General features: G+C 56.4%; 12 protein-coding genes. 2 read left to right on the top strand and 10 right to left on the bottom strand.

Annotated elements, in window-relative coordinates; translation table 11 throughout:
* Positions 1-127: 127 nt before the first annotated feature.
* Both PEH01S_RS08030 and PEH01S_RS08025 read right to left on the bottom strand, forming a co-directional pair.
* Positions 128-2,068, bottom strand: a complete 1,941-nt coding sequence (locus PEH01S_RS08030; protein WP_025844944.1) for an LTA synthase family protein — start codon at positions 2,066-2,068, stop codon at positions 128-130.
* A gap of 285 nt (positions 2,069-2,353) precedes the next feature.
* Positions 2,354-3,349: an aldo/keto reductase gene (locus PEH01S_RS08025; RefSeq protein WP_127484748.1), complete on the bottom strand. Its 996-nt coding sequence runs from the start codon at positions 3,347-3,349 to the stop codon at positions 2,354-2,356.
* Between the two features lie 161 nt (positions 3,350-3,510).
* Between PEH01S_RS08025 and PEH01S_RS08020 the strand changes: the two genes are divergently transcribed.
* Positions 3,511-4,347 carry an AraC family transcriptional regulator gene (locus tag PEH01S_RS08020; RefSeq protein WP_246062839.1) on the top strand — a complete coding sequence of 279 codons (837 nt, stop codon included), beginning with the start codon at positions 3,511-3,513 and terminating at the stop codon, positions 4,345-4,347.
* 39 nt (positions 4,348-4,386) lie between these two features.
* Here the strand turns inward: PEH01S_RS08020 and PEH01S_RS08015 are convergent, their stop codons facing one another.
* Positions 4,387-4,848 carry a DUF5680 domain-containing protein gene (locus PEH01S_RS08015; protein WP_127484746.1) on the bottom strand — a complete coding sequence of 154 codons (462 nt, stop codon included), beginning with the start codon at positions 4,846-4,848 and terminating at the stop codon, positions 4,387-4,389.
* 263 nt (positions 4,849-5,111) lie between these two features.
* Between PEH01S_RS08015 and PEH01S_RS08010 the strand changes: the two genes are divergently transcribed.
* Entirely contained in the window at positions 5,112-5,300 is a 189-nt protein-coding gene (locus tag PEH01S_RS08010) for a hypothetical protein (RefSeq protein WP_127484744.1), read from the top strand.
* On the opposite strand, the gene PEH01S_RS08005 is transcribed toward PEH01S_RS08010, so the two are convergent.
* From PEH01S_RS08005 to PEH01S_RS07975, 7 genes are all read right to left on the bottom strand, one after another.
* Positions 5,285-6,115 carry a serine/threonine protein kinase gene (locus PEH01S_RS08005; protein ID WP_127484742.1) on the bottom strand — a complete coding sequence of 277 codons (831 nt, stop codon included), beginning with the start codon at positions 6,113-6,115 and terminating at the stop codon, positions 5,285-5,287. The two genes, PEH01S_RS08010 and PEH01S_RS08005, sit on opposite strands and share 16 nt — an antisense overlap.
* A 135-nt stretch (positions 6,116-6,250) precedes the next feature.
* Positions 6,251-7,195, bottom strand: coding sequence for a TRM11 family SAM-dependent methyltransferase (locus tag PEH01S_RS08000; RefSeq protein WP_127484740.1), 945 nt, complete (start codon positions 7,193-7,195; stop codon positions 6,251-6,253).
* A gap of 139 nt (positions 7,196-7,334) precedes the next feature.
* Positions 7,335-11,774: a CBM96 family carbohydrate-binding protein gene (locus tag PEH01S_RS07995; RefSeq protein WP_127484738.1), complete on the bottom strand. Its 4,440-nt coding sequence runs from the start codon at positions 11,772-11,774 to the stop codon at positions 7,335-7,337.
* A gap of 168 nt (positions 11,775-11,942) precedes the next feature.
* Positions 11,943-14,150, bottom strand: coding sequence for a glycoside hydrolase family 88/105 protein (locus PEH01S_RS07990; protein WP_127484736.1), 2,208 nt, complete (start codon positions 14,148-14,150; stop codon positions 11,943-11,945).
* Positions 14,151-14,164: 14 nt separating this feature from the next.
* A complete protein-coding gene (locus PEH01S_RS07985; RefSeq protein ID WP_025844957.1) occupies positions 14,165-14,995 on the bottom strand; it encodes a carbohydrate ABC transporter permease in 831 nt (276 codons plus the stop codon).
* Positions 14,996-15,004: 9 nt separating this feature from the next.
* Positions 15,005-15,934 carry a carbohydrate ABC transporter permease gene (locus tag PEH01S_RS07980; protein WP_127484734.1) on the bottom strand — a complete coding sequence of 310 codons (930 nt, stop codon included), beginning with the start codon at positions 15,932-15,934 and terminating at the stop codon, positions 15,005-15,007.
* A 23-nt stretch (positions 15,935-15,957) separates the two neighbouring features.
* Complete coding sequence (locus tag PEH01S_RS07975) at positions 15,958-17,604, bottom strand: ABC transporter substrate-binding protein (RefSeq protein ID WP_164827730.1); 1,647 nt, start codon at positions 17,602-17,604, stop codon at positions 15,958-15,960.
* Positions 17,605-17,846 lie beyond the last annotated feature (242 nt).

Below are 17,846 nucleotides of genomic sequence, written 5' to 3'. Positions count from 1 at the left end.
CCATATTGTATGCGTGGAAAGGCGGTCATTTGCCACCAAACCAAAAAAAGCGCAAAAAGACGGCTGGATCATCGTCCAACCGTCAGTATGTCGTTTCCGGAAATTTCCTGCTCCGTAGCTTGCGGCGTTAATGCCCTCCGGCGCCCGGCCCGGCTCCCCCGCCTTCCGGAGCTGCCGCGGCGGCCGAAGGGGCTCCCGTATATTTCGAGAGATACTGTTTCCCGAACATTTCATCATATTGAAGCTCGCGGTACTTCTCCACATCGGCAGCGGCCGAAGCCGGAACCGACGTAAACATCTGCCCGTCCGAGTCAATCACGAGATTGCGCAGCAAGCCCGGCGTCTTCTTGGACAGCTCGGCATTGTACGCCAACGCGGCCGGCTTCTCCATCTGCAGCCGGTCCAGCACGTAAGCGCTCAGGAAGGAGTTGCTGAGCACCGGCACCTGCTCCTTCGGCAGGTCGAAGTTGGACCACATGACAAATGGCACGCTGTGCATCCGTTTCAGCTCCTCCAGCGACCATTGATCCGATTTGGCCGTAGGAATGAACCCGGACTGCACATACACGTCGTAATCGTACCCGAGCATCGGCAGATGATCGCCGTAGAATACGATAACGGTCGGTTCGCCGGACTGTTCGAAATGATCGATCAACAGCTGCAGACTGCGGTCCGCATCGCGGGCGCCGTGCACGTACGTTTCCAGCGTATCGCGGGCCGTATCGTCAAGTGCGCCTTGAACTTTGATGGGGTTGTCGCTGCCGTAACGGTGGTCGTCGTAAGGGCCGTGATTTTGCATCGTAACCGCATAGATGAACGTCGGATTGTCGTTGGCCTCCACTTCCTTGATGATGCTCTTCGACACCTCGTCGTCCGCGATGAAATCGCCGCGGTACTCGGGATTCCGGAAGCCATCCTTGCTCAGGAAGCTGTCAAAGCCCATATGCTTGTAGACAGCCTCGCGGTTCCAGAACCAGCCTTCATATGAATGGATGGCTGCGCTCTTGTAGCCGAGGCCCTTGAAATAGCTGGCCATGCTCGGAATCGGCTTGCTGATGTACTGCTGATACGGCACCGACCCGGCCGGCAGAAAGCTCATGGACTGCCCGGTCAGCACCTCAAACTCCACATTGCTTGTGCCGCCGCCGAACTGCGGCGACAGCAGATAGCCTGACGTGCTCTCCTGCTGAAGCCGGTGTACCGTAGGCACCGGGTCTTCGCTGAAGGTGACGTTCGGCAGCAGGGTCGGGTCCCAGAACGCTTCGTTCATAATAAAAATAACGTTTGGCTTCACCCCGCTTGCGGCGTTCGCCGTCGACGTGCCGACCATTTCGTTGAGGCTTTCGGCCAGACTGGCCATCGTAGGCTCGCTGTAGCCGGGCGGCTTCGGTACGATCGTATTTTTTACGTTCATGGTGAACGCCAAGGACAGCCCGTTCGTTCCGTAGTTTTCCTGCTGGTTCCAGACGATCTCGTTCACTCCCGCCCGGTCCAGCAGCGTTCCGGTCCATGGCGCCCGCACACCGAAGCTGTACAAAGCAAAGACGCACAGCGCGCCGAGGACCACCCGGGTTGCAGGCCGCAGCGACAGCCGCGGCACCCATAAGCGGAACAGGAAGATTACGGCCACGACGGCGAAGACGAGCCCGATCCGCACAAGGGCGGTACGCGTTGTGACCAGCGGCAGAATGTTCATGCTCTCCTTGTTCAGGAAAATATCCCATGGAAAGAAGGGCTCGCCGATCAGCTTTACCTTGAAGTAACTGATCAGTGAGACAAGAGAAAGCAGCAGGGCGCTCATGCCGGCAGACAGCACCAGCGACCCGATCATACAATAAATCAGCGCAAACACCAGAAACACAATCAAAGCATTTAATCCGAACAGCTTCCAATTGGCAGTTAGCCATGTCCAGGTCTCATGTACGGTTCCCCGTCCTATCAGCTCCATGCCAAATACCAGAAGCAGGGGAATTCCAATCATTGCGGCAACGATTAAGCTGTTCCAACCCATGCGGGCAAGCTTTGACCGTGATGACTTTGGCTGTCCTTGGACGACCAAGGGACGCATCGCTTCTCACACTCCTATCAGCCCGCATATCGTTCTTATTGCGGAATCCATTTTTAACATATTGTAAAGGTTAAATATTAAAGAAAAATGAAATTAAGATGAAAGGGAGAAATTGGCCCTTACGGCTCAGGACTTTATCCCCGTTATCGGCAAAAAAGAGCAGGGCTCGCTCCGGAGAGGTTGCCTGCTCTTTCTTATTACCCAGATTTACAAAATGTTAACACTACGAGGCCGGGGGCTGCCATTTTTTTATTTGATACAGCTCGGCCCATTCGGTGCCCTTTTTCACTTGCCGGCGAGCACGGCTTCGATCCGCTCCAGCTCGTCGCTGCTGAATTCGAGCTTGCTTACCGCGCCTACGGCATCCTCGATCTGGCTTACCTTGCTCGCCCCGATGAGAGCGGAGGTCACCCGGCCGCCGCGGAGCACCCACGAAATTGCCATCTGCGACAGCTTCTGGCCGCGCTCCCGGGCGATGTCGTTCAGCTTGCGCACCTTGTCCATCACCTCGTCCGTCAGCTCCTCCGGCTTCAGGAAGACGCTCGCACCGGCTGCGCGGGAATCTGCCGGGATTCCGTTCAAGTACCGGTCCGTCAAGATGCCTTTGTAAAGCGGCGAGTAAGCGATGCTGCCAACGCCTTCCCGCTCCAGCAGATCCAGCAGGCCGTCTTCGACCCAGCGGTCCAGCATGGAGTAGCGCGGCTGATGAATGACGCAAGGCGTACCGAGCGACTTCAGAATGGCGATCGCCTGCTCCGCCCGGTCGGCGCGGTAATTCGAGATGCCGACATACAGCGCTTTCCCCTGGCGCACGAGGTGGTCGAGCGCGCCCATCGTTTCCTCCAGCGGGGTGTTCGGGTCCGGACGGTGATGGTAATAAATATCGACATAGTCCAGCTTCATCCGCTTAAGGCTTTGATCGAGGCTCGAGATCATATTTTTGCGGGAGCCCCATTCGCCATAAGGCCCCGGCCACATGTAAAAGCCCGCTTTCGTCGAAATGACCAGCTCGTCGCGGTAGTTTCGGAGATCGGAATGGAGTATTTTGCCGAACGTTTCCTCTGCCGATCCCGGAGGCGGTCCGTAGTTGTTGGCCAAATCGAAATGCGTGATGCCCAGATCAAAGGCGCGCCGGACCATAGCCCGGCCGTTCTCATAGATGTCGCCGCCGCCAAAATTGTGCCACAACCCCAAGGAGACGGCAGGCAGCTTCAGCCCGCTGGCTCCGAGCCGGTTATATTTCATCGTGTCATACCGGTCGCCGCTCGCTACATAGGACATAGTCGTACTCCTCCTAATCAAGATGGTTTAACCTGCATTACCTGTACCATTGTAGCGCGCCCCGTTCGAAAATCGTATGTCAGCATGTTGGATAAAATATAGTATAATGTCACTTGATCCCCTTCATGGCGAAGCGGACTTACGGAACGGAGGTGGCGATCGTGTGTGCTTTCAAGTACGTTCACAGGCCCGGACCGCACGAGGCGGGTATGGACCTGAAGCTGTATTACTGCGGGATGGAAGACTGCGCGCCCGGACATTCCTGGGGCCCCGGTCTGAAGGATCATTATAAAATTCATTACGTCCATCGCGGACGCGGCATCTACCGGACTCCCTGGCATACGTACGAGCTGTCGGCAGGATACGGCTTTCTCGTATCCCCGGACACGATATCGTCCTACCAGGCTGACCTTGATGAGCCTTGGACGTATTCTTGGGCGGCTTTTAACGGAGTGCAGGCGAAGCATTATTTGCAGCGGGCCCGCCTCACTCCGGAGCAGCCTGTTTTCGAGTGCCGCAGGCCGGAGGCTATCGAAGGCTGCCTTCAGCGCATGTTCGAAGCCGGCCGGAGGTCCCCGAGCCGGGATATGAAGCTGCTTGGCGCGCTGTATGACTTTTTGTCCGTGCTGACCGACGAAGCGAATGAGGAAGAGGATATGCCGCCGGAAGGTTTTGTTCCGATGCGGGACAGGTATGTAAAACAAGCGTTGGAATTTATCGAAACGAACTATTCGAGGAATTTTACGATCGAAGAGCTGGCCCAATCGATCGGTCTCGGCCGGAAATATTTGTCCCGGCTGTTCAAAGAAGCGCTTGGCGTATCGCCGCAGCACTTTCTCCTCCGGTATCGTATGGACAAGGCTTGCGAGCTGATGAACAACGGCGCGCTGTCGATCGGCCAGATAGCCTATTCGGTCGGCTACAACGATCAGCTGTTGTTTTCGCGCATGTTCAAGAAGATGAAGGGCGTGGCCCCCAGCCATTACAGGAACCGGTAGGCTCGGCGGCGCTGCCGGTTCCGCATAAGTATCCTTAGCTTAGGCGTACTGAAGGATGCCGCCATGGAATACCAGGCTGTACATTTCTTTCCCTTTGTACCGGATCGTCTCGCGGCCGGTAAATTGACGAACTTCTCCGCTCCACCGGCAATCGTACGCGAATTCACCCTGGAGGAACGTCTCCGGTCCCCGGTACGGCGCCTCGGCCGGCACGCGCTTCAAAGCTTCCAGCAGGAAGTGCGGAAAGCCTTCCACCGGGTCCGCCGTAAATCCGAAATAATTCATGCCCCATACCGCCTTCCCCTGATGCCACACGATCTCTTGCCCGGCGAAATGAACCTCCCCGAAGTAGCTGTCCAGGTAAGCGTACTCCCCGTCTTGATAAGACAGCTCCTTGACTCCGGGCCTTGACGGCAAGCTGCTGCTTCCGCTCCCGGAGGCATAGGTATTCTTCTTCGCTTCGAGCAAAAAGCGGACAAGCCCCTCATTTGGATAGGTCATTTTCGAATCGTCCCCTTTATCAAAATAGAACATATGTTCCGCATCGTATTTTACCATAAATGCTGACCAAGCAAAACAAGCATGAACCGCCCTCCTTGAAAGAAGTCCATGCTTGTCCTGCCTTCTATAATGAAACCAAACCGGGCTTCCCCGGCAGCGGGACCGCTTGCGCCCGCTTTTCGCACTGCCGCCTCAGCCGGTCTTGAAACCTCCCTGTCGTTTGCCCGTACTACCTATTACTCACGAAACGGGAGGGATTCGCGATGCTTAAACATTTGCTGAAAAAAATCGTTCACTCCGTCACGCACTCCAAGCAAGGACATTACCGGCGCGGAAGCAGCTCGCACCGGTTCGTTCAGCCCCGGCACTATTCGTCGTCAGACCACCGGCACCATTCCGGATACGGTCACGGCTATTATAAGAACAAATACCGGCGTTACTCCAGCTCCTGATTTGCGTCTGCCGCGCTTTGCAGCCGCCGCAGCGTGTTATCCAATTCCAATCGAAACGTTTCCGTATCCGCATAAGGCGGCTCCACTTGCAGGAGCCGCCTTATCATATGCTTGACGTCGCCCGCGACATCAAGCTCCTCCTGCCAGTCGGCCGGCGGCTGCCCGGGGCGCTCTTGATATGAAGAATACAACAGAAACAACAGCAGGTGCCCCACCGCGTACAGATCGCTCTGCACCACGGGCGTTCTCCGCTTTCTGAGCTCCTCGTCCGCATACGGCTCCTCTGCTTCTTCGCCGATCCGCTTGGCCAATCCAAAATCGATCAGGTAGAGGCGCTCCTCCCGGAGAAGCACGTTAGGAATACGGATATCGAGATGAACGATGCCCCGGGCGTGGATGAAGCTGACAATCCCCATCAGCTTGGCGATCCACCGCAGACTTTCGAGCTCCGAGAACGGCCGCTCCTGTTCAAACAGCAGATCCTCGATCGTATGCCCTTCGATCAGATCGATCGCGATGCACAGCCGGTTCTTATGCCGGAACGAGCCCCGGAAGCCGGGAATGCCCGGATGCTTCAGCCCGCTCAGCAGCTCCGTCTCCCGCTCCAGCAGCCGCTCGGCCAGCGGCCCCTTGCTCGGCTTGGACTGCTTGACCACCACGTGCTCGCCGGTACGGATATCGCGGCACCGGTAGGCAAGCCCGTAGCTGCCGCTGCCGAGCGAACGGACGATTTCGTAGGTTCCCGCGAGCAGCCGCCCATCCGGCTCGGGGTAATCGATCCAAGCTTGCCGGATTCCTTTAAGATAGTTTAACATCGATGCTCCTCCACCCCGTCCGTGTCTTTGCGCGCCTTCTTCCTACATACGAAACGTCGCCGGTTCCGGTTCCCGGAAAAACCGGGTAACCTTCCGCACAGAAGGAAAAAAGCGCCGACCCTGAACGGGTCCGCGCTAACCGCATATGACCATGTGCCGGGAAAAGGAGCCTTTGCGCACCACGCACCGGTCCAGAACGGCGAACCCGGCCTGCCCGGCGAGCGTCTCCACCGGTTCGGTGGACACGATAACGGCCCGCTCCGCCAGCCGACGGACGTTCCCGAGCAGGCGAAGCTGCTCCTCCGGCGAAATGACCGAGCACAGGTTGTACGGCAGATCGAGGACGGCGGCATCGTACCGCCCGCTCACGTCCCCGATATCCGCCACGCGGACGACGTCCGGCATCCCGAAATGGGCGAGATTCGCCCGGGCGCCGCGGACCGCAAGCGGATTGATGTCGGAGCCGACGATGTCGATCCCCATCGAGAGCGCCTCGATCAGCACCGTGCCGATGCCGCAGCACGGATCGACCGCCCGGATGCCCGCAGGGTGCGGCACGGCAAGGTTGGCTACCGCCCGCGCGACCCGCGTGCTGAGGGCGGTGGAATAAGGATGCGGCTTATGGCTGTGCTTCAGCCAGACCGCTTCGTTCTGCCGGCAGGGGCCGAGCACCCAGCGCCCTTCGCCGGTGCAGGCGAACCCCAGCAGCCATGCCGGCCGGCGCATGTCGGCCCGGCCGCGGATGCGCGCGCCGAGCTCCCGCTCCATGGCGCGCTGATCTTCGTACGCGGCATGAGAGCCAGCCTTGACGAAGACGACCTTGAACGAGCCGCCCTCCAGCTCCAGCGTTCCGGCCAGCTCTCCAAGCTCCGGCAGGCTGGCAGCCTCGCACAGCACATCGACGCGCTGCTTGACGAACGGGCTGCGGCTCGGATCAATTTCTGCCGAACTCTCCAGCCAGCCGTCCCGCGCTTCCGCGCCAAGCAGCGTGCGCAGCTCCAGCGCGCACAGCTCCGCTTCGTCCTCGTGACAGGCATAGGTATACAAGTATGACGCCGGTCGCACACCGGACAATTTCATTGGCTGGTCTCCCCTTATCTTTGCGCAAAACCTTCAAGCTTGGTTGTAATCTTATCAAAGGGAGGGTCCGTTTTCAAACAAAAAAGGCGCCGGTCTCTTCAGCCGATGCTTTCGAGACAGACGCCGCCCGCCGGCCAGCTTACCTTCTTTCGATGATCAGATACGGTTTATTCGCTCCTTGTCTGCTGCTGCCCTCGGTATATAATGATTTGGGATTGATGACCACGAAGCTCGCCGTCTTATCGCTGGCAAGCTGGGATAGAACGTAAGCGGTTACATCAATCTCTCTGTAAGCATTGACCGCGTTCAGATTCATTGACCCGAGCAGAGCGCCTGCCGGCGGTTTGTTATTGAAGTTAATCCCGTATTCGGTCCAAGCATCGTTGTCCACCGCGTATACGTTAGTGGTTACGGTCGATGCCGGAGCGCCCTCGATCACTCCCATATACAAGCCCAATTTGACCGAGTAGACGGCATCGGTGACGCTGTTCTGATAGACGCTGCCGGTCACGTTAGGCAAATATACGTTCCCGGTAACGCTCGGTTGATACACATCGCCCGTCACATGGGGTCGATACACTTGCCCCGTAACCGTAGGCGAATAGACGCTCCCGGTAACCCCGGCCGGAGTAGCCGGAAGTAAAAGAGAGCTTAAATCAAACTTCAAATACGATCGGCGGTCCCCGTCGCCGGTGGAGGTTTTGATCACCAGACGCGGGTCCCCGCCGAAGTTGGCGCCGGCATAGGCGCCGCTTCGGACATAAGCATCGGCGATCGGATACAGCTTCGAAGTGATATCAATGTCACTAACGAACAAGAATTCATACACATGAACGGATTCTCCGTTTAACTGATCGAAGATGGAATAGCTCCCGTTCGTCACTTCGATTTCGGTTGAGGAAGCGGCGACCCCGGTATCATCGGTATACTTGTTCAGGGTGTACTTTCCGTTCGGAAGCGTAACCGGCATATAGGTCGCTTGCGTGACGGCATCCTGATTGGATGCGACGAAATAGACATGCTTCGTTCCGTCGTCCGCGTCGATTTGAGCTGTGCAGACATTCCCGGATGCCGTACCGAAGCTGACGTTGTTGGATGCGGAATCGTGCCATGCCTTGCCCGACGTATGGTTCTCCAGCGGGAAGAAAACGGCGTTGTAGCTCATTCGTTTGTCCGGGTCCGTCGCATACGGTCCCCAGGCAACATTGCCTCCTGTGCCTTTTTTCTTCTGAATGGCAATCCCTTGACCGTGTCTGGCAAAGATCGTTCCCGGCTCGAAACTATGCTGGATATTCGTGTTGAACTCCCAGTTGGCCGAACCCCGCTTCTGAATCCAGAAGCCCATCTGGTTGAAGCTGCCGTATAGATCGTTCTGGTTGCTGTCCAGCATTGTGGATAACGTGCCGTTCATCGGTCCGAACATAAATCGGCTGCGGACAAAATGCGACCTGCCGCTGTTCACCGTCGTAGCCGTATCGCGCAGGTTCATGGAGTTCATGGCGATCAGCCGGTTTTTGAACGTAATCCATGTTTGCCGCGAGATCCAATCGTTCGCTGCCGTATTGTCCGACGTATACTTCCATGTGTAACCGCTTACCGGAATGAATTTCGTATATTGCACGCCTAACTTATCTCCAGCCAGCACCCGCTTGCCTACGGCGTCGCTTTGATAAGCCGGTCCGCGCGAATTTTCATCGAGCGGGGGCATAAAATAGTACCAAGTGAATTGTCGCGGATTACGTATTTCGCCTTCATTGGATTCCATATAGACGTTGGCTAAATAACTGTCGCGGACGAGGTATTTGTCGTCAAACTTGTTGAGAGAGGCGGTGGCTAGCGTAGGGGAGTTTTTGTTGTTGGAAAGAGCCGCGTCAAACGTACCCCACCGGGCGCGAATCCCCTTGATATCTTCATCCTTTACTACGTTGTAATCGGGGACCGTCACAGGCGCGATATGGTTGATATTGGCATCCCGGGTCTGTGCCGTAAAGGTGGTGACGGACAGGGAGGTGGCACCGTCCCAATACGGCCGGATATAAAACTCTTTAATGACGTTGCCGGACATTTTGTTGCGGCCATCGCCGGTAATGGCCGTGACCGCGTCCACGCCCGAGGGCAGCTCGCTTGTAAGCCACGCCTGCTTGAGCTCGCCGGATGTCGCATATTCGGATTGGCCGTTGCGGGAAAACGCAAGAGGGTAATATTCCTTCGTACTCGCGATTAAGTCCACGACATACTGCGGGTCCCGCGTGTATTTGTAGTACAAATACCATTCCGAGACGTGCTTTTGATAGAGCGGCACGGGGTTTCCGCCATAAATGTAAAGCGCTCCGCCGTTGACGCCGACGTCGTTAAACTGCTTCTGCAGGACGTTTTTGGCCTCGGCGATCATGGAAGGATTGCCAAGGAGGACGCCCGCCATACCGAGTACCGCTACGTAGTTCTGGTCCTGGTTCGGATAATCTCCGTAGGAAGCCGTAAGCGGATACGTGTTCATTTGATACTGCGCCGCCCGGGCAATGAGGTTTCTCCATGCGTCGCGCTTGGCTTGCGGGATGAGCGGCTCGTTCTTCAGCAGATCGTAAGCTTGGATCAGATCGACGGCGAGGAACCGGTCGATGTTCTCGTCCAAATCCCTTTCCTTCGTCCACGAGCCGGTAAAACTGACTTCCCTGCTCAGAACGAAATCCATCGCTTTGACTGCAAGCTCCAGTGCGGAGGCGCTTTGGTACAAACTGCTCCCCGGCTCGTAGTAAGCATGGGCCAGGAGGAACGCCGCAGAAGCCGAACTGTGGGTGCCGTCCGTATAATTGTCCGTGGGAATCGTGACGTCCCTGCCGGTCGCCGGATCGATCTGACCCATCGCATGAATGGCAGTGAGTTCCATCTGTTCCTTGTAGAAGTTCGACCAGTCTTTATTGTTCTCCAAGCCGATGTAGCCGGACAAATCGTTGTTGTTCACTTGGATCGGCGCCAGCGAGACGTAATTGGTTCCGTTTACGTTCAGCGTCAGTCTGGCGGTATAGGTTCCGTTCGCCACATAGCTGCCTCCGTCGTCCTTTCCGTCCCACTTCAGCGTCTTGCGGACATCGGCCGCCATCGATTCGCCGCTCGTCAGCGTACGGACGACCGTCTGGCCGGACAAAATGTCCACGGTGGCAACGCTTGCGGTATCAGGCGTGAAGGCCAGCAGGGAGTAATCGTTCGCCCCTGGCGTCACGTTTGGGGTTATGAGGTCAGGGTACGCTTCAAGCCGCTGCGTTTTGATTTTGAGCGGGGGACCGTAGCTTGTCGCCTGTCCCGAGGGGGGAATGGCCTTGATTCGAACGTAGGAGATGCCTTCGGGCAAGTCGACCGGAATCCGGTAAGTGATACCCAAAATCTCTTCAAAAGTCGTGACGCCGCTGGCGAAGGTCGGATCGGCGCTGACCTGCAAGCTGTACTTGGCTACGTTAGGCTGGTTCATCCAACTGATGACCGGCCTGCCGTTCCAGTTCGAGAATTTCGGCTTCATCACCGAATCCGGCTCCAGCCGTTCCGCCATCACTTGAGCCAAATCCCACCATACCGTCCCGGCGGCTCCTCTGATGATTAGTTCGATCTTCAGCTTCGCGGCGCCGGATGGCGGCTTAAACTTCAGATCGAGCCGCCCCCACATATTGGAGCCGTTGTTCCCTTTTACGTAAACGGGAAACCCGGTCTCCGTATCGGCGGCGTCGAGGAACGACACTTTCGCCAGTACACCGTCCGTATAGGCCGTTGTCGGCTCCACATTATCCGTCCGGTAATAGACCGAGAAACGGGCTCCGTCCGCATAAGCCGGATCGAGCGGAAAGCTCTGGCTGAGCACGGACTGGCTCTGAGAGCTGGCGTTCACCACTTTTAAGGAGCGGTTCCAGTTGTAGGTATGCACGGTTTCCGCACTTACGCTGCCGCCTCCGCTATAGCTCCACTGGTCCGGAACGCCATCCGCATTGGAGTCGTTCTCGAAATCGCCATTGCTCAGCTGCGCGACAGGCAGCAGCCGGACGTTATCCCACCAGACCGTGCCGCTCGCATTCGTGAGCGTCAAGCTGATATCTACCTTCGTTGCTCCCGTTGGGACAGTGACCATTCTTTCCAGCACCGTCCAGTCCGAGTCGTTTTTGTTCCCACGCACGATGGTGTCCGTCCCGCGGGTCTGGCCCGAGTTGTTGTAAAAATGAATTACGATCGCAGCTCCCTTATCGAGCGAGACGAGCCCGGCGGTTTTGTGAGCTGCGCTTACCTTGTAGCCCAAATTGCTCTGCCCCGGCAGCACGTACGTATACTTAATGCTCCCGGAATCGGAAGCTTGCGTCCCGGTCATTTTGACCGACTGCGCCCCGTCGCTGGCCGACGACGAGTCCAAACTGATGGACGGAGCGCCCGCCGTAACGACCTTGGACCATCCGTCCGGAATTCCGTCGTTATCACTGTCCGTTTCAAAACTGGGGTTAACGAGAAGATTATTTGCAAACGCTTTCTTTTCTGGGGCGGCAAAAAACAGCGCGATTACCATAGACAGAGCGACGATTACTGAAATTGGACCTTTGCGCATAGGTTGTTTTCACCTCACCTTGGTCGTGTCATACCAAAGAAGTTTACGAAGCGTATCGACCAACCAACCCATAAACCGACAAAAATCGACAAATTCAATCCATGCCCAACCCAATCGACGAACACCCCTCCTAAACGACCAACCGAGCAAACTTATCCGACGGGCGACTCAAGCTTCACCTCCCTTCTTCTCTTCTTGCATCCACTCCTGAAGCCGGATGACCTCTACCCCTGCGAGCAAAACAATTCCAATTCCATGCGTATCGTTAAGCAGCGGCAGAAGCTCGCGCTTGTAATAGTCGGGGTTAAACGAATACCAAGAGCCACGGCAAACGCCGTGAACATTGCCTTGCCTGTCGATCGCCAGGCGTTCCAGCCCCTCCCAAGCCCGGATGGCCGCTTCGACAGGAGCATCTTCAAAGTCCAGCCAGCCAAAACGAATCCCTCTGGACAGCGCATAGACGAACATCGCCGTGCAGGAGGTTTCCTCATATGATTCCGGGTCGGTCAGCACTTGATGCCACAGCCCTCTATTGCCTTGACACTGCAGGATTCCCTTGCAAAGCGTCTGGAAAAAACGGATTAACTCCGGACGGTCCGGATGCTCCGCCGGCAGGACGGCCAGCAGCTCGGATAACGAAAATAGCACCCAACCGTTGCCGCGGCCCCACGGAATGTTCGTCGCCGTCCCGTAGGAGAAGTCGTATACGTGGGACATCAGCTTCCATTCGGGCAGAAACAAATAACGTTTGAACCGCAAAAATTGCTTCGCGGCATCGTCCATATAGCTCATCTTCCCCGTAAGCAGAGCATACCGGCAGAGAAACGGAACGCTCATATACAAATCGTCCGCCCAAAGGTTCTCCGAATCCGAAAACACGCGGTACAACGTACCGTCCGGCAGACGGCTCTGTCCCTCGGCGATATAATCGGCAATCCGTTCCGCACACTCCGCGGCCCCTTGTAAAGCGCCTTCCTTACCGGCTTCCAGCAAGACAGAACCGAAGGACCCGCAATCGTCGAGCATATCGATTTTCGACAGCTGATGGTTGATGCCCGGCAGGCCGTACCGCTCCTTGTCCCACATCGTATAGACGGCCATGGACGAGCAAGCCTCGATATGACTTCTGGCGTAAGCGATCAAATCAACGCGCCCAAGCGTTCTTCCGGTTTGCAGCAGCCCGTACAACGTAACTCCGAGCGGGTAGTTCCATTTGGCAAACAAGGCGTTCTCCAGACTGGGCCGAACCCACGTTTCCGGCTGATCGACCCGCCAATACACCGGGCCGCCGGCAGATTCGAATAAGCCGTTCAGCGTCGGCTCCCGAAGCGCAGCCGGGGTCTCGGCCGAAGAGAACGGGCCAAGGAACATCCACGCGTCGGGCATCCCTTGCGCCGCCCCGCCCGGCAGCCAGTCCATCCGGTCCTCCCCGTGCCAAACTTCCGCACGGAAGCCCCAGTCCCGGGCTCCGCAGAAGCTTTGGACAACGACGCTGTGCACGCCGTATTTTTCTTGCAACGGGACCTTAAATACGCCGGCCGTGTCGGAAGCGTAAACCAGCTTGCCCCCAACCAGGACGCGGATTTTCCCCTCGCTGCTTCCCTTGAGCGTATAGTCGGCTACTCCCTTCTGCTTCAGCCGGACCTTCGCCCAGCCTATGGCGTAATGATCGGCTTGGAGGCCATACAACCGGTGCAGTTGTCCGACTGCCAGCTGTTCTTCGCTCCACCGGCGAACCGGCAGCCATTCGGCTCCGCTGCCAAGCTCGGACCAGCCCTCCTTAGGCAGCTCCGGCAGCGTTCCGCGAAGCGGCTTCGTATAGATCCAGCCCATCTGCCCGCTCCGCTCGATACCTGGCGCCAAAAAAGGCAAGTACTGCCACTTGGCCGATACCGTCCCGAACTCGCCGCCGAAGCCCGAAGCCCGCTTGGTGAATTGGACGGCAAAATGCGACCAGCCCCGCTTGAGACGCACCTCGAAATCGTCCGCCCGCTGCTTACGGATCTCCACCTCGCTCGTCGAACGGTATACCGGCTGCCCGTTGATGTAAACAACCGCCGGACAGCAGCAGTTCAGTCTCAGGCGAACGGTCGTCGAACGGTCCGACCAAACCTTGGCGCAAGCGTACACGCTCTCGCCGTCCTTCGCTTCGGGAAACCGTTCGGTAAAGTCAAAGTCGAAATAATAGCTGTCCGTCCCGCGGATGCCATCCCTTTGAAACGTGCGGAACACAAACGGATGCGGCGGATGTTCCCCGACGTAACGGTTCGCAATACGAAGCAGCGTGCTTTCCAGACTCGGACGGGACAAATCGGCCGCCCCGCCCTCCTTCTCTTGCATCGGTTCTTCCCTCACATGCAGCATCGGCTCTTTCATCGGAACAATCCCCCTTAGATTTTAATGGCGCCGGAGGTCAGGCCTTGAACAAACTGCTTCATGCCGAAGATGAACAGCAGCAGCAGAGGAATGCTCGCAATCGTATACCCGGCCATCAATTGCCCGTAATCCCCGGGATAGCTGGAGGTAAGGAACGCCAGCCCGACGGTCAAGGGCCGTTTGGCCGGGGTCGTCAACGTCACGAGCGGCCAGATGTAATTATTCCATTCGGCAATGAACACGTTGATCATGAGCAGAGCAATCATCGGCCTGAGCAAGGGGACGGCGATCAGCGCGAAGGTTTGCCCCTCGCCGGCTCCGTCGATTTTGGCGCAGTCGAATAATTCCTGCGGCTGCTGCTGGACGAAGGTGCGTACGACAAACACCCAGAACGGCAATGCGCCGGAGGCGCCGAACAGGATCACCGCCCAATACGTGTCCAGCAGCCCGAGCTTCCAAGCGAGCACGAAGGAAGGAACCAAATTCAGAACGCCCGGGAGGAACAGCTTGGCGAAGATAACCCAGAACATCGGCTCTTTCCCGGGAAACGTCAGCCTTCCGAATGCATACCCGGCCATGGCCGCCGTGACAACTGCCAGCAATGCCGTGCCCCCGGAGATGATCAGACTGTTCCAGACCATCGGGCTGACGCGCTTCCAAGCAACGGCGTAATTTTCAAAATGAAACGGCGGCTTGATCTCGAAAAAGCCGTAGATGATTTGCCCGACATCCTTGACCGACATTTGCAGCATGATAAAAAACGGATAGAAGACGAACAGACACGTGACAATCAGAAACAGATGCTTGCCGACTTCTGCAGCGCTGAATTTCGATTTGAATGTCATAGCGTGGCCTCACTCACTTTTAATGAACTTCATCGTCGCTATCGAAATGAGCAGCGCGATGATAAACAGCAGCAGCCCGACCGCCGACGCATAACCGAACTCCGTGTTGCCTCCGAACGCCCTTTGGTACATGTACAGTCCCGGAACGAGCGTAGAATAGCCTGGGCCTCCTCCGGTCATGATGAGCTGCGTGCCGTAGCCGGTGATTGTACCGGAAATAGCGCCAATCAGGTTCAATTTGAACTGGCCCTTGAGCAGCGGCAGCTCGATCTTCAGCGCTTGGGCGACAGGACCGACGCCATCCATCTTGGCCGCATCCCAGATCGAACCGTCCACGCTCTGCAGGCCTCCGAGATAGATGAGGGCGGCTATGGTGCCGATCCAAGGAAAGCCCATAAAGATTAAACACCATAACGCGAGGTTCGGGTCCCCGAGCCACAGCTGTTTATACTGGTCCAGTCCGAGAATGGCGAGCAATTGGTTGAAGAAGCCGAACTGCGGATTATACATAAACTGCCACAGCAGCAGCGTCACCAGCCCGGGGACGACCATCGGCAAGCAAAACAGAATCCGGTAGACGTATTGCGAAGCGACGCTGCGGAGGCGGAACAGCACGATGCAGGCCACCAGCGTCGGGATCATCAGCACGATATGGAACACTAACAGGATCGCCATATTGCGAACCGAAATCCAAAAGACGGAATCCTCGACGATTTCCACAAAGTTATCGAAGCCGACGAACTTCTCCAGCGTTGCCCCATCCCAGCGGTAGAACGCATGGTACATCCCGTCCAGGATCGGATAATAGTCGAACAACAGAGTCATGAGGAAAGCGGGCAGTACGAAGAGATACGCGATGCGCCGCGATTGGCCGAGAGCCGAGCTGCGCACTTTGCTCTGCCGAAGGCTAGCCCCGGTGACGCGAAAAGGATCGTTCATGTCTCTCCCTCATTTCCAAAGCCTTATTTTAGTGCCGGCTCCGCATACTTCTTATAGAGCTCCAGCTGAAGCTTCATCGTCTCCAACGATTTTTTCTTCGTATCGATCAAAATTTGCGCCGCCTTGGCCGCTTCCAGCTCGGCAATTTGCTTCTCGACGGCAGTCATCGCATTCGGCAATCCGATCTTTTCGTCCAATTGATCCTTCGCCTTTTTCGTCGTCGACTTCTTCGTACTTTCCTCCAGGAGTGTCAAGTACTGTTCCTTGTCGATCTTGCCGGTGTAGAATTGCTGCGAGGCCGCCACCCGGACCGTAGGCTCCGCTTCCAAGTAGAACGTATTGCCGTTCGGGTTTTTCAGCTTATTTCTTTCCGTCTCCATGAACGGCTTCATCACCTCGGGAACATGCACCCCGTCTACGGGCGAATTCGTAATTGCCGTATCGACGAATTTATTCTGCACTTCCTTACTTGTCGCAAAATGGAAGAAATCGATCACAACCTTCAGCTTGTCGGGATCTTTCTCCAAATCCTTGTTCAGACCCCAGCCGTAGGTAGCCAGCGTGCTGGCTCCTTTCGGGAACGCTTCTTCGGCAAGGGGGGACGTCTCCTTCGTAATGACCGGGAACGGCATCACATCCCAGGCAAAATCCTTGATGTTCTCCTTGTAATAGCCGTAGTTCCAGTTGCCGTCCAACAGGAAGGCCGCCTTCTGATACATGAACAGCTGCTGAGCCGCCTGCTCGCCCGTTCCCGCCCAGCCGTCCTGCCAGTACTGGGAAAATTCCTTCACGAGATCGATCTGGGCGTTCAAAATCGGATCTTTGCGGTCAATCTTGCCTGTGAGCGCCGCAATGGACCGTTTGGTCGCATACAGCTCCTTGATATTGTCATACTTGGGGTCGAAAAACTGGCTGGCATAATTTTCGCCGAACTGGTTGCCGGTCCACTGATTGATCCAGTTCACCCAGCGCTCCTTATCGGCGGCCACCGGTGTGATTCCCGCTTCCTTCAGCTTTTGGCATGCCTCGATAAACTGCTTCCACGTCTTCGGCACCTCGGCGACTCCGGCTTTTTTCAGCAGATCCTTATTGTAAAAAAACGGACGGTTGTCCGCGAGCCCCGGTCCGCCGTCCACCGGCACAAACGAAATAACGCCGAAGCGGTTGCTGATTTTCGCCTGCAGGAACGAGGCCTCGCCTCCGACGAACGTATCGATCCATTTTTTTCCCCCGGAATACGGGGTCGGCTGGTTCAAATACCCTTCCATGTTGATAATGTATCCTTGGTTCGTATACTTGTTAATCATATCGCCCGACAGCTGCATGGCGTCGGGGGCGTTATGGGATACGAACTGCGTATCGAGCAGCTTGTCGTACCCGTTATTGGCCAAAGGCTGGTAAATATGCTCGATCTTCACGTTCGGGTGAAGCTTCATGTACTCCTGAATCACATGATCGTAAGCGGCCTGATAAGGCGGATTTTGTCCCTGCCAATCCATCAGCTTGAGCTCGAACTTTTTGTTGCCCGGTACGGCGCCCATATCCCCCGCATTCGGCTTATCGCCCGAAGTCGGTCCGGGCTGCGCGTCGCTGCAGCCGGCCGCGGCAACCGCCAAAATCACGATAACCGCCGCTTGCCGCGAAAATTTTGCCTGATAACAATTTTTCATTTGGTTGCATCCCCCTAAAACATGCTGGCAAGAAAATGTAATCGCTTTCTTCGTCCAGAACAGTTTACTTTGCTTAGATTTAGCATAACTTAATACCATCCCCCTCCAAAAGAGGAAGATTATTCGGTTTAGTGGATAATACTACGATCGCGCGGGGAATATTTCTTCCTAAAATGGATAAATCTAAGATTTTTGGGTTTCGCCTCTTTCCACAAGAGGAATCAAATAGTATACTCTCCTTG

Origin of the sequence: Paenibacillus ehimensis NBRC 15659 (assembly GCF_004000785.1) — a bacterium.
GTDB classification, from domain to species: Bacteria; Bacillota; Bacilli; order Paenibacillales; family NBRC-103111; genus Paenibacillus_G; species Paenibacillus_G ehimensis.
Note: the sequence above shows the minus strand (reverse complement) of the source record. Positions and strands in the feature narration are given on the sequence as shown.